The 12,594-nt window shown below is 73.2% G+C and carries 9 protein-coding genes; 7 read left to right on the forward strand and 2 right to left on the reverse strand.

Going from position 1 to position 12,594, the window contains the following annotated elements; all coding sequences use genetic code 11:
• The 5 genes from GB864_RS16270 to holA all read left to right on the forward strand — a co-directional run.
• Nucleotides 1-962: anthranilate synthase component I family protein (locus GB864_RS16270; RefSeq protein ID WP_160426749.1), on the forward strand; the 962-nt coding region annotated here is incomplete at its 5' end.
• Between the two features lie 241 nt (nucleotides 963-1,203).
• Complete coding sequence (gene leuS, locus GB864_RS16275) at nucleotides 1,204-3,789, forward strand: leucine--tRNA ligase (protein WP_336604046.1); 2,586 nt, start codon at nucleotides 1,204-1,206, stop codon at nucleotides 3,787-3,789.
• 94 nt (nucleotides 3,790-3,883) lie between these two features.
• A complete protein-coding gene (locus GB864_RS16280) occupies nucleotides 3,884-4,576 on the forward strand; it encodes a ComEA family DNA-binding protein (protein ID WP_160426751.1) in 693 nt (230 codons plus the stop codon).
• Nucleotides 4,573-7,038: a ComEC/Rec2 family competence protein gene (locus GB864_RS16285; RefSeq protein ID WP_160426752.1), complete on the forward strand. Its 2,466-nt coding sequence runs from the start codon at nucleotides 4,573-4,575 to the stop codon at nucleotides 7,036-7,038. The genes GB864_RS16280 and GB864_RS16285 overlap by 4 nt, the downstream gene beginning before the upstream one ends.
• Nucleotides 7,039-7,064: 26 nt before the next feature.
• Nucleotides 7,065-8,123: a DNA polymerase III subunit delta gene (gene holA / locus GB864_RS16290; RefSeq protein WP_160426753.1), complete on the forward strand. Its 1,059-nt coding sequence runs from the start codon at nucleotides 7,065-7,067 to the stop codon at nucleotides 8,121-8,123.
• 308 nt (nucleotides 8,124-8,431) lie between these two features.
• On the opposite strand, the gene rpsT is transcribed toward holA, so the two are convergent.
• Together rpsT and GB864_RS16300 are read right to left on the reverse strand one after the other, a co-directional pair.
• Complete coding sequence (gene rpsT, locus GB864_RS16295) at nucleotides 8,432-8,692, reverse strand: 30S ribosomal protein S20 (RefSeq protein ID WP_160426754.1); 261 nt, start codon at nucleotides 8,690-8,692, stop codon at nucleotides 8,432-8,434.
• A 176-nt stretch (nucleotides 8,693-8,868) separates the two neighbouring features.
• A complete protein-coding gene (locus tag GB864_RS16300; RefSeq protein WP_236779194.1) occupies nucleotides 8,869-9,708 on the reverse strand; it encodes an alpha/beta fold hydrolase in 840 nt (279 codons plus the stop codon).
• A gap of 15 nt (nucleotides 9,709-9,723) precedes the next feature.
• Here GB864_RS16300 and lepA point away from each other — a divergent pair, with 15 nt between their 5' ends.
• Nucleotides 9,724-11,583, forward strand: a complete 1,860-nt coding sequence (gene lepA / locus GB864_RS16305; RefSeq protein WP_160426755.1) for a translation elongation factor 4 — start codon at nucleotides 9,724-9,726, stop codon at nucleotides 11,581-11,583.
• 154 nt (nucleotides 11,584-11,737) lie between these two features.
• A partial coding sequence (locus GB864_RS16310; protein ID WP_160426756.1) for a DUF1990 family protein occupies nucleotides 11,738-12,594 on the forward strand: 857 nt, incomplete at its 3' end.

Genomic DNA, 12,594 nt, shown 5'->3' on the forward strand with positions numbered 1-12,594 from the left:
CCGGCCGCGCGGGCGACGCGGAGTGGGCCGCCGCGACCGTCGCCCGCATCGCCGCGATCCCGAACGGCCCGCTCCCGGCGCCGGCCGCCCCGCCGCCGCCGATCATCGCCGCCGCGCGGCACGCCGCCGGGGCCTACCGCGAGCGCATCCTCGCCTGCCAGGCGGCCATCGCCGCGGGGGAGGCCTACCAGCTCTGCCTCGTCAACGAGTTCCGCGTCGAAGCCGAATCCATCGACGCCGTCGCCGTGCACCGGCGGCTCCGCGCCATGAGCCCCGCCCACCACGGCGGGTTCGTGCGCATCGGCGGCGTCGCCCTCGCCTCTGCCTCGCCGGAGCTCTTCCTCCACGTCGGGCCGGAGCGCCGCGTGACGACGAAGCCCATCAAGGGCACCCGGCCCCGCGGGGCCGACGCGGATTCCGACCGGGCGCTCGCCGCTGAGCTCGTCGCGAGCGAGAAGGAGCGCGCCGAGAACCTCATGATCGTCGACCTCATGCGCAACGACCTCGGCCGCGTCGCCTCGCTCGGCTCGGTCGTCGTCGACGCGCTCTTCGCGGTCGAGTCGTACCCGCAGGTGCACCAGCTCGTCTCCACGGTGAGCGCCCGGCTCGCGGCCGGCGTCGGTCCGATCGATGCGGTGCGCGCAGCGTTCCCCGCCGGCTCGATGACCGGCGCGCCGAAGCTCCGCGCGATGCAGCTGCTGCACGGCTTCGAGGACGGGCCGCGCGGCGTGTACTCCGGCGCCTTCGGCCGCCTCGGCGACGACGGCGCGCTCGACCTCGCCATGGTCATCCGCTCGATCGTCGTCGTCGGCGCGGTCGCGCGCATCGGGGCCGGCGGCGGCATCACCGCGCTCTCCGATCCCGACGAGGAGGTCGAGGAGGTGCGCGTGAAGGCGCGCGCGCTGCTGGCCGCGGTCGGGGCGGCCGTGCCGGCGGAGTTCGCGGGACGCGAGGCATCCTGAGGAAGGTGCCGCCGGGCCGATGCCCGGCGCTGCTCGCGGGCGCCCGTCCCGGACGGGTTCGCGGGGTTCGGGGCATCCTGAACGGGTCGCTCGACGACCGCGACACGGACCGACGTCGCACTGACCGGGCATCCAGCGCGAACCGGTACGCTGGATGGTCGGGTGCGGCGCGCCTCCCCAGTGCGCCCCCGACGATTTCAGCCGCAAGGCGAGAGACGACGACGAGACGATCGAGGATTCCGTGGCAGAGCACGACAACCCCCAGCACGACAGCGGCCGGGCGCCCGACGCCGAGGCCTGGGACTTCGCCGCCATCCAGGAGAAGTGGACTCCCGTCTGGGAGGAGCTCGACCCGTTCGCGGCCGGCCGCCCCGGCGACACGCGCCCGCGCAAGTACGTGCTCGACATGTTCCCGTACCCCTCCGGCGACCTGCACATGGGCCACGCCGAGGCGTTCGGCTTCGGCGACATCGTCGCCCGCTACTGGCGCCAGCAGGGCTTCGACGTGCTCCACCCGATCGGCTGGGACTCCTTCGGCCTGCCCGCCGAGAACGCCGCCATCAAGCGCGGCGTCGACCCCCGCGAGTGGACCTACGCGAACATCGCCCAGCAGAAGGCGTCGTTCAAGACCTACGCGCCCTCCTTCGACTGGTCGCGCGAGCTCCACACGAGCGACCCCGAGTACTACAAGTGGAACCAGTGGCTCTTCCTCGAGCTCTTCAAGCGGGGCATCGCCTACCGCAAGGAGGGCCTCGTCAACTGGTGCCCCAACGACCAGACCGTGCTCGCGAACGAGCAGGTCGTCGACGGGCACTGCGAGCGCTGCGGCTTCGTCGTCGAGAAGAAGTCGCTGACGCAGTGGTACTTCCGCGTCACCGACTACGCCGACCGCCTGCTCGACGACCTGAACCAGCTCGAGGGCAACTGGCCTTCGAAGGTCGTCGCGATGCAGCGCAACTGGATCGGCCGCTCCGCCGGTGCCGACGTCGAGTTCGAGATCGAGGGCCGGGATGCCCGCGTGAGCGTCTTCACGACCCGTCCCGACACGCTCTACGGCGCGACCTTCATGGTCGTGGCCCCCGACTCCGACCTCGCCGCCGAGCTCGTCTCCGGCGCCTCGGCCGAGGTGCGGATGCGCTTCCAGGACTACCTGGAGAAGACGCAGGCCGAGACCGAGATCGACCGCCTCAACTCGGAGCGACCGAAGACCGGTGTCTTCCTCGAGCGCTACGCGGTCAACCCCGTCAACGGCGAGCGGCTGCCGATCTGGGCGGCCGACTACGTGCTGGCCGACTACGGCCACGGCGCGATCATGGCCGTGCCCGCGCACGACCAGCGCGACCTCGACTTCGCCCGCGCCTTCGACCTGCCCGTGCGGGTCGTCGTCGACACGAACGCCCCCGTCACGGGCGTCATCCCCGTCATCCACTTCGACGAGGACGGCGAGCCGATCCTGCCCGAGGATGCCGGACTGACGAACCCGAAGGAGACGGGCGTCGCCCTCACCGGCGTCGGCCGCGTGATCAACTCGGGCCCGCTCGACGGGCTGTCCAAGCCGAACGCGATCCGTCGCGCCGTCGAGCACCTCGAAGCCCGCGGCCTCGGCCGTGCGGCCAAGAACTACCGCCTCCGCGACTGGCTCATCTCGCGCCAGCGCTACTGGGGCACGCCCATCCCGATCGTGCACTGCCCCGACTGCGGCGAGGTCGCGGTGCCGTCCGAGCAGCTGCCCGTGCGCCTGCCCGACGCGGCCGGCCTCGACCTCAAGCCGAAGGGCACGAGCCCGCTCGGCGCGGCCGAGGACTGGATCAACGTCGCCTGCCCGCAGTGCGGCGGTCCCGCCAAGCGCGACTCCGACACGATGGACACGTTCGTCGACTCGTCCTGGTACTACCTGCGCTTCCTCAACGCGAACGACGACGACCGGGCGTTCGACCCGGCCGCGGCCGAGAAGTGGGCGCCCGTCGACCAGTACGTCGGCGGCGTCGAGCACGCGATCCTGCACCTGCTCTACTCGCGCTTCATCACGAAGGTGCTCTTCGACGCGGGCTACCTCGGCTTCACCGAGCCGTTCACGTCGCTGCTCAACCAGGGCATGGTCCTCATGGACGGCTCGAAGATGTCGAAGTCGAAGGGCAACCTCGTCGAGTTCGCCTCCGAGCTCTCGGCCCACGGCACCGACGCGCTCCGCGTCACCCTCGCGTTCGCCGGCCCGCCGGAGGACGACATCGACTGGGCCGACGTCTCGCCGACCGGTTCGGCGAAGTTCCTCGCGCGCGCCTGGCGCATCTCGGGCGAGGTCACCTCGAGCCCCGATGTCGAGTGGAAGGGCGGTGACGCCGCGCTGCGCCGTGCGACGCACCGTCTGCTCGCGGATGCCCCGGGCCTGCTCGAGCAGTTCAAGTTCAACGTCGTCGTCGCGCGCCTCATGGAGCTCGTCAACCTCACCCGCAAGACCATCGACTCGGGGCCCGGCGCGGGCGACCCCGCCGTGCGCGAGGCGAGCGAGGTCACTGCGATGATCCTGAACCTGTTCGCGCCCTACACGGCGGAGGACATGTGGTCGCGCCTCGGCTACGAGCCGACCGTCGCCCTCGTGCAGTGGCGCAAGGCCGACCCGGCCCTCCTCGTCGAGGAGCAGGTCACGGCCATCGTGCAGGTCAACGGCAAGGTGCGCGACCGGCTCGAGGTCTCCCCGAAGGTCTCCGCGGACGAGCTCGAGCGACTCGCGCGCGGCTCCGAGGCGGCGCTGCGCAGCGTCGGCGACGGCGAGATCATCAAGGTCGTCGTACGCGCGCCGAAGCTCGTGAACCTCATCGTCCGCTGAGTCGTCCTCCACAGCACCGCTGAGCGCGGCCGGGCCCCTGAGCCCGGCCGCGCTCGGCCGTTTCCGGGCTCGGGCGCGGCCTAGCCTGCCCGGCATGCCCGCGCTCTCTCACCCGACCGACGACCACGGCGACCAGGGCGGCGCGGCCGACCCCGTCGCCGATGCCGCGGCACTGCTGCACCCGCGCGCGCGACCTGCCCGCCGCATCGGGCTCGGGGCGGCGATCGTGCTCGTGGTGCTCGCGGTCGGGGTCTCGGCCTGGTGGTCGGCGACGTCCTCGGGCGGCGGCGCGCATGGCACGGTGACGGTCGGGGTCGCGAGCGACGAGCCGGTCGCCCTCGCCGCGGAGCCGCCGCTGCTCGTGCACGTGCTCGGTGCGGTCGCGCGACCCGGCCTCGTCGAGCTCGCGGCGGGCTCGCGCGCGGTCGACGCGATCGCCGCGGCCGGCGGGCTCGCCGCCGACGCCGATCCCGCAGGGGTGAACCTCGCCCGACCGGTCACCGACGGCGAGCAGCTGCGGGTGCCGAAGGTCGGGGAGGTCGTGGAGGCCTCCGGTGCCGGCGGGGGTGCCGCGGCCGGCGGGGGTGCCGGCGACGGGCTCGTGCACCTCAACACGGCCGACGTCGCCGCGCTCGACACGCTGCCGCGCATCGGACTGGCGCTCGCCCAGCGCATCATCGACTACCGGGAGGCGAACGGGCCGTTCGCGAGCGTCGACCAGCTCGGCGACGTCGCCGGCATCGGCGACGCCATCCTGTCGGGCCTCGACGGGCTCGTCGCCCTGTGAACGCCGGCCGCCGCCTGCTCGTCGCGGGTTCGGTCGTGTGGGCGCTCGCGTGGGTCGCGATCGGGATGACGCCCGGCGGCGCTCGTTCGCTCGCGATCGGGTGCTGGATGCTCGCGGGCGCGGCACTCGCCGTCGCGCTCGTTGCCCGGCGCCGGTCGAACCGGCCGCACGTTCGGCCACCGGCCGGCCCGCACCGGCTGCGGTGGCCCGACGCGCTGCTCCCGATGCTGCCCGCCATCGCGGTGCTCGCAGCAGCGGCCGCGCTCGTCGCGAGCTCCGCAGCGGCCGGTGCCGCGGCCCGGGCGGACACGCCGCTCGCCGCTGCCGCCGAATCGGGCGCCCGGGTGCACGTCGTCGTCGAGGCCTCCGGTGCGCCGCGTGCCGCGTTCTCGTTCTGGGGGAGCGATGAGCCGGCCGGCGGCGACGAGGGGGCGGAGCCGACGAGCCGGCAGCGCCTCGAGGCGCGGCTCCTCGCCGTCGAGGGGGAGCCGACCGCGGGCGTCCCGGTGGTGCTGACCGCCGAGCTGCCCGCGGACGGCAGCGTCGCGCTCGGTGCACGGCTCGCCCTCGAGGTCGAGGCGGAACGCGGCGAGCCCGCCGACGAGGCGGCGTACGAGCTCACGGGAACCGGCACCGGCACGGTCGACGTCGCCCGACCGCCCGCGTGGCTCGACTGGGCAGCGGGCCTGCGAGCCGGATTCCGGGCCGCGGCGGCGGGACTCGGCGGTGATGCCGGGGCGCTCGTGCCGGGGCTGGCGATCGGCGACACCTCGCTCGTCTCCGACGAACTGGACACCGCGATGAAGGCGTCGAGCCTCAGCCACCTCACCGCGGTGTCCGGCGCGAACTGCGCGCTCGTGACGGCGGGATTCCTGGTGGTCGGCATCGCCCTGCGGCTCCCGCGCGGCGCGCGCCTCGTGCTGGCGGCGACCGCCCTCGCCGCGTTCGTCGTGCTCGTGACCCCGGAGGCGAGCGTCGTGCGCGCCGCGACGATGTCGGTCGTCGTGCTCGTCGGGCTCGGCGCGGGCCGCGGGGCGGGCGGTGCCGCGGCGCTCGGTCTCGCCCTCCTCGTGCTGCTCGCCGTCGATCCGTGGCTCGCCCGCGACTACGGCTTCGCGCTCTCGGTGCTCGCGACGGGCGGGCTGCTGCTGCTCGCGGCCCCGCTCGCTGCACGGCTCGCGGCGTGGATGCCCGCACCGCTGGCATTGGCCCTCGCCGTGCCGCTCGCCGCCCAGCTCGCCTGCCAGCCCGTGCTCGTGCTGCTCGATCCGGCGGTCGCCGGGCTCGGGGTCGTGGCGAACCTGCTCGCCGCGCCGGCGGCGCCGATCGGCACGGTCGTCGGGATGCTCGCGTGCCTCCTCCTGCCGTTCCTCCCCGGACCGGCCGACTGGCTGCTGCAGCTCGCGACGCTGCCGGCCGGCTGGATCGCGGGGATCGCGCACGCCGTGGCCGCAATTCCCGTGAACCGCGTGCCCTGGGTGCCCGGTGCGCTCGGCGCGCTGCTGCTCGCCGTCGGCACGCTCGCGGGGCTCGTGCTGCTGCTCGGCCGGCCCGGCGGCTCGGGCCCGCCGACGGGCGGTCTGCGGGCTCGGCGCATCCTGGCCTTCGCCCTCGTCGTGGCGACCCTGCTCGTCCCGCTCGGCGCGCTCCTCGGCGGCCCGGCGCTCACGCGTGCGGGGCGCCCCGGCGACTGGCAGCTCGCGCAGTGCGACATCGGGCAGGGGGATGCCGTGCTGCTGCGCTCCGAGGGCCGACTGCTGCTCATCGACACAGGCCCCGACCCCGTTGCGCTCGAACGCTGCCTCGCGCTCCTCGACGTGGACCGCATCGACGTCCTCGTGGTCACCCACTGGGACGCCGACCACGCCGGCGGCGTCGCGGCCGTCGCCGGGCGGGTCGGCACCGCCCTCGTCGGCCCGCCGGACGGCGTGCGCTCGTCGGAGCCGGTCGGTCTCCTGGAGGCCGGGGGAGCCCTGGTCGTGCCGGTCGCCGCCGGGCTCGGCGGGCGGCTCGGAGGGCTCGAGTGGCGCGTGCGATGGCCGCTGGATGCCGCGGGCGAGCCCGGCAACGACGCCTCGGTGGTGCTCGAGGTCGCCGGCGACGGCTGGAGGGGCGTCTTCCTGGGCGACCTCGGCGAGGAGGCGCAGCGCGCCCTCGCGGCCGACCGCTCGTTCGCTCCCGTCGACGTCGTGAAAGTCGCCCACCACGGCTCCGCCGACCAGTACTCGGCGCTCTACACGGCTCTCGCGGCGCCGGTCGGCCTCATCGGGGTCGGGGCCGACAACGGCTACGGGCATCCGACCGACCGGCTGCTCGACGTCCTCCGCGACTCGGGGACGACGGCGCTCCGCAGCGACCTGCTCGGCACGCTCGTGCTGACCCGCACCGACGGCGGCTTCGCGCTCTGGAGCGAGCGGTCGGTGCCGGCGGCCGAGGCGGTCCCTGTCGGCGGCGCCCCGTAGAATCGCGAGCGGAGTGAGGAGGCCGGATGGCACAGCGCGGAACGGGGCGCGGGGCGGCGAAGCCGGCTGCGAAACCCGCGGCGAAGAGCGGCGGTAAGGTCGCGATCCGGCAACTCCCGTGGTACGAACTCCCGTCCGAGCGCATCGTGCTCGTCTCCGGTCCTGAGGGGTTCCTCGCCGACCGGGCGAGCCAGCGTCTCCGCGAGTTCCTCCGCAGTGAAGACCCGTCGCTCGAGGTCCACGACCTCGCGGCCGATTCCTACGCGCGCGGCGAGCTGCTGACCCTCGCGAGCCCGTCGCTCTTCGGCGAGCCGCGCCTCATCCGCGTCGACGCCGTCGAGAAGTGCAGCGACGACTTCCTGGAGGATGCGCTCGCGTACCTCGAGTCGCCCGACCCCGACACGACGCTCGTGCTCCGGCACGGCGGCGGCGTGCGTGGCAAGAAGCTCCTCGACACGATCCGGGCCGGCACGGGCGGCGGCGTCGAGATCGTCTGCGGCGAGCTGAAGAAAGACAGCGAGAAGCAGGAGTTCGCGGCCGCCGAGTTCAAGACGGCCGGGCGCTACATCGCCCCGTCCGCGCTCCGCGCTCTCGTCACCGCCTTCAGCGACGACCTCGCGGAGCTCTCCGCGGCCTGCCGGCAGCTCGTGGCCGACACCACCGGCGACATCACCGACGCCGAGGTCACCAAGTACTACGGCGGCCGCGCCGAGGTGAGCGCCTTCGAGGTCGCCGACCTCGCGATCGCGGGCCGTCAGGGTCCGGCGCTCATCGCGCTGCGGCACGCCCTCGACTCCGGGTCCGACCCGGTGCCGATGGTCGCGGCCTTCGCGATGAAGATCCGCACGATGGCGAAGGTCGCCGACTCCCACGGCCCCGCCGCCCGACTCGCCGGGCCGCTCGGGCTCGCGCCGTGGCAGATCGACCGCGCGCGTCGCGACCTCAACGGCTGGACCGACGAGGGCCTCGGGCGCGTCGTGCAGGCGCTCGCCGAGACGGATGCCGCGGTGAAGGGCGCCTCGCGCGACCCGGTGTTCTCCCTCGAGCAGCTCGTCGGCCTCATCGCGGCCCGCGGGCGTCGTTAGCGCCGTCGGTCGAGAAGCGGCGAAGCCGCAATCGTCGCCGGTCGAGCAACGTCGGAGATGCAACCGTTGCCGGTCGAGTAGCGGCGGAGCCGCGTATCGAGACCCGGTGAGGTGCGTTGCGGGGTCTCGATACGGCGCTGCGCGCCTACTCGACCGGCGCTTGGGGCGGCGCTGCGCGCCTACTCGACCGGCGCTTGGGGCGGCGCTGCGCGCCTACCCGACCAACGGGTTGCTTCGCTCAACGGGTCCGAACACGACGAAGGGCCCCAGCCGTGCGGCTGGGACCCTTCGATCGAGCTGGCTTCGCGTCAGAGCGCGGCGGCCTGCTTGGCGATCGCCGACTTGCGGTTGGCGGCCTGGTTCTTGTGGATGACGCCCTTGGAGACGGCCTTGTCGAGCTTGCGGTTCGCGACCTGGACGGCGGCGACGGCCTTGTCCTTGTCGCCGGTCGCGATCGCCTCGCGCGCGGAGCGGACGACGGTCTTGAGCTGGCTCTTGACGGCCTTGTTGCGCTCCTGGGCCTTGAGGTTGGTCTTGTTGCGCTTGATCTGCGACTTGATGTTCGCCATGAATCGTTCTTTCGTTCGTGCGGGTACCGGTGAGAGTGCCGCCGCGAGGTAGAGGGGCTCGCGTCCGGCGTTTCGTGCGGGGTGGGACCCACACGCAAGCCAAACAGCAACGTTACCAGCTTCGTCCGGAGCCCGCCAATGCGGGGGCGTCCTCGGAGTGTCCGTACGGCGGCTGCTCAGGCTCGCGCGACGTCCGCTCCGCGGCCGGTGCGCCGGCCGGCCCGGCGCTCGACTTCGGCGACGGCGCCGGCGACCACCGCGGCGAACTCGTCGGGCCGCACGAGGGACACGAGGTGCGTGGCGCCGGGGATGATGACGAGCCGGCCGTCGACGCAGGCACGGAGGAAGCGGCGTTCCTCGAGGCGGAAGTGGTCGAAGCGTCCGTTCACGAGCCACACAGGGCCGGGGTAGCGGGCGAGAGCCGCGATCGGGTCGGTCGTGCCGACCGCCGCGAGCCCCTCGTCCATGACGTCGAGGGCGACGCCGCCCGCGAGCACGTCGTCGGCGGCCGCGGGGGAGAGGAAGGCGCGCGTCATCCGGTCGTTGAGGGCGCGCCCGCGATCGGGCAGCGCGGCGATGCTGCGGGCGATCGCGCGGTAGCCGGCGAGGCCGGGCCCGCGGGGGAGCGTGCCGGCCGACGCGGCGACGAGCCCGTCGACGGCGTCCGGCCGTCGGCCGACGGCATCCATCGCGAGGTACCCGCCGAGCGAGAGTCCGACGAGCAGGACCGGTCCGCCGTCCGAGCGTGCGGCATCCACCGCGTCGTCGATCGCCGTGCGGGCGCCCTCGAGCGCGAACCGCTCGCCGAGCCGGGCGCCGTGCCCGGGCAGATCGATCGCGCGCGCCGGGATGCCGAGCGCCGCCAGCCGCGCGAGCTGCCCGCGCCACATCGTCGCCGATGTCCGGATGCCGTGCACGAGCACGACGGAGGCGCGCCCGAAGCGCCCGTCGGTCGCCGCATCACCGCCCATGAGCCGAGCGTAGATCGGGGTGTCAGCGGACGCACCCCCGGTCATGGGAGAATCGGAAGGATGTCTCCGAGAGCCGCAAACCCGCCGGTGCCCGCCGCCACCGACCCCGCGTTGATCCGCAACTTCTGCATCATCGCCCACATCGACCACGGCAAGTCGACGCTCGCCGACCGCATGCTCGGGATCACGGGCGTCGTGTCCGATCGCGACATGCGCGCGCAGTACCTCGACCGCATGGACATCGAGCGCGAGCGCGGCATCACGATCAAGAGCCAGGCCGTGCGCATGCCCTGGGAGATCGAGGGCACCTCGTACGCGCTCAACATGATCGACACCCCGGGCCACGTCGACTTCTCCTACGAGGTCTCGCGCTCGCTCGCCGCGTGCGAGGGGGCGATCCTCCTCGTCGACGCCGCGCAGGGCATCGAGGCGCAGACGCTCGCGAACCTCTACCTGGCGCTCGAGAACGACCTCGAGATCATCCCGGTGCTGAACAAGATCGACCTGCCCGCGGCCGACCCCGACAAGTACGCGCGGGAGCTCGCCGACCTCATCGGCGGTTCGCCCGACGACGTGCTGCGGGTCTCCGGCAAGACGGGCATGGGCGTCGAGGCGCTGCTCGACCGCGTCGTCGAGCGCATCCCGGCCCCGGTCGGCAACGCGGATGCTCCGGCCCGCGCCATGATCTTCGACTCCGTCTACGACGCCTACCGCGGCGTCGTCACCTACGTCCGCATGGTCGACGGCAAGCTGAGCCCGCGCGAGCGCATCCAGATGATGTCGACCAGGGCGACCCACGACATCCTCGAGATCGGCGTGTCCTCGCCCGAGCCGACCCCGACGAAGGGCCTCGGCGTCGGCGAGGTGGGTTACCTCATCACCGGCGTGAAGGACGTGCGCCAATCGAAGGTCGGCGACACCGTCACGACGGCGGTCAAGCCCGCGACCGACGCGCTGCCCGGCTACACCGAGCCGCTGCCCATGGTCTTCTCGGGCATCTACCCGATCGACGCGAGCGACTACCCCGAGCTCCGCGAGGCGCTCGACAAGCTCAAGCTCTCGGATGCCGCCCTCGTGTACGAGCCCGAGACCTCCGTCGCGCTCGGCTTCGGCTTCCGCTGCGGCTTCCTCGGACTGCTGCACCTCGAGATCGTCACCGAACGCCTCCAGCGCGAGTTCGGCCTCGACATCATCGCCACCGCCCCGAGCGTGCCCTACGAGGTCACGACGGAGGACGGCAAGCAGGTCACCGTCACGAACCCGAGCGAGTTCCCGACCGGCGCGAAGATCGTCGAGGTCTCCGAGCCCGTCGTGAAGGCCGCCATCCTCGCGCCGAAGGACTACGTCGGCACGATCATGGAGCTCTGCCAGTCGCGCCGCGGCACGCTGCTCGGCATGGAGTACCTCGGCGAGGACCGCGTCGAGATCCGCTACACGATCCCGCTCGGCGAGATCGTCTTCGACTTCTTCGACAACCTCAAGTCGAAGACCGCCGGCTACGCGAGCCTCGACTACGAGCCCTCCGGCGAGCAGGCGAGCGACCTCGTGAAGGTCGATATCCTCCTCCAGGGCGAGCAGGTCGACGCGTTCAGTGCGATCGTGCACCGCGACAAGGCCTACGCCTACGGAACGATGATGGCCGAGCGCCTGCGCAAGCTCATCCCGCGCCAGCAGTTCGAGGTGCCGATCCAGGCCGCGATCGGCGCCCGCATCATCGCCCGCGAGAACATCCGCGCGATGCGCAAGGACGTGCTCGCCAAGTGCTACGGCGGCGACATCACCCGCAAGCGCAAGCTCCTCGAGAAGCAGAAGGAGGGCAAGAAGCGCATGAAGATGGTCGGCCGCGTCGAGGTCCCGCAGGAGGCGTTCATCGCCGCGCTCTCGGGCGACACCGAGGGCAAGGAAGCCAAGAAGAAGTAGCGGATGCCGACTGCGACGGATCCTCGCGGATTCGCGAGCGTCGGCGGCTCGACGTAGTCTGGGAGGGCTGGGGGTACGATCGCGGCGGTTCGCCGCGCCACCCGACATCCCGTGACGCGCGTCGTGATCCGACGCGGCGAGAAGGAGGCGACGCATGCGACGCAGCACGTTCACCGACGAACCGGTGACCTACGCGGCGATCGGCGCCAGCCTCGACCCCGACCTGCTGCGCTACCCGCCGACGGGCTTCCGCCCCGCCGAGTCCGTGGTGCGCCTCGGCTCCGGCCGCCCGCGCTTCGAGTCCGCCGTCACCGCCCTGCTGACGTGGGGCGTGCAGCGCAATGCCGGCGTCCCGGTGAGCGACATCGAGGCGGGCACGGGCCGCCAGTACGCCGGCGTCTCGTTCGACGCCACCCGCGCCCCGGTCGGGCTGAACCCCACCGCGACCGTCGACCGTTTCGCCGAGGACGGCACCCCGTACATCGCGCCCGGCATGAAGGCCGTGCTGCACATCAAGTCCGGCCCGCTGAACTTCGCGGCGCCCGTGCGCGTCGTCTTCACGATCGAGGAGCCCGACCGCGTCGGGTACGCCCTCGGCACGCTCGACGGACACCCCGAGGACGGCGAGACGATCTTCCTCGTCGAGTACCGCGACGACGAGTCCGTCTGGTTCACGATCCGCGGGTTCTCCCGCACCTCCGGGGCGAAGCGCGCCCTCGCGCCGCTGTTCCGCGTCGAGCACGACAAGCTCGTCAAGCGCTACCTGCGCTCGCTGCACCCGGTGGGTCAGGCCGCGCCCGTCGCGGCGGCGAGCGTCGCCGACGCCGAACTCGAGACCGCGCCCGCCGAGGTCGACGGTCTCGAGTCGCTGATCGCCCGCGCCGAGCCCGTGCAGCGCCCCGCGACGCGGACGGAGCCGGTCGGCACTCAGACGCCGCAGCCGGCGCGCGCGCAGGTCCCGCCCGCCCCGGCTCCGGCGTCACCGCGCACGGCACCCGCACGGCCGTCGGC

The sequence above is a fragment of the Agromyces seonyuensis genome (assembly GCF_009789225.1).
GTDB classification, from domain to species: domain Bacteria; phylum Actinomycetota; class Actinomycetes; order Actinomycetales; family Microbacteriaceae; genus Agromyces; species Agromyces seonyuensis.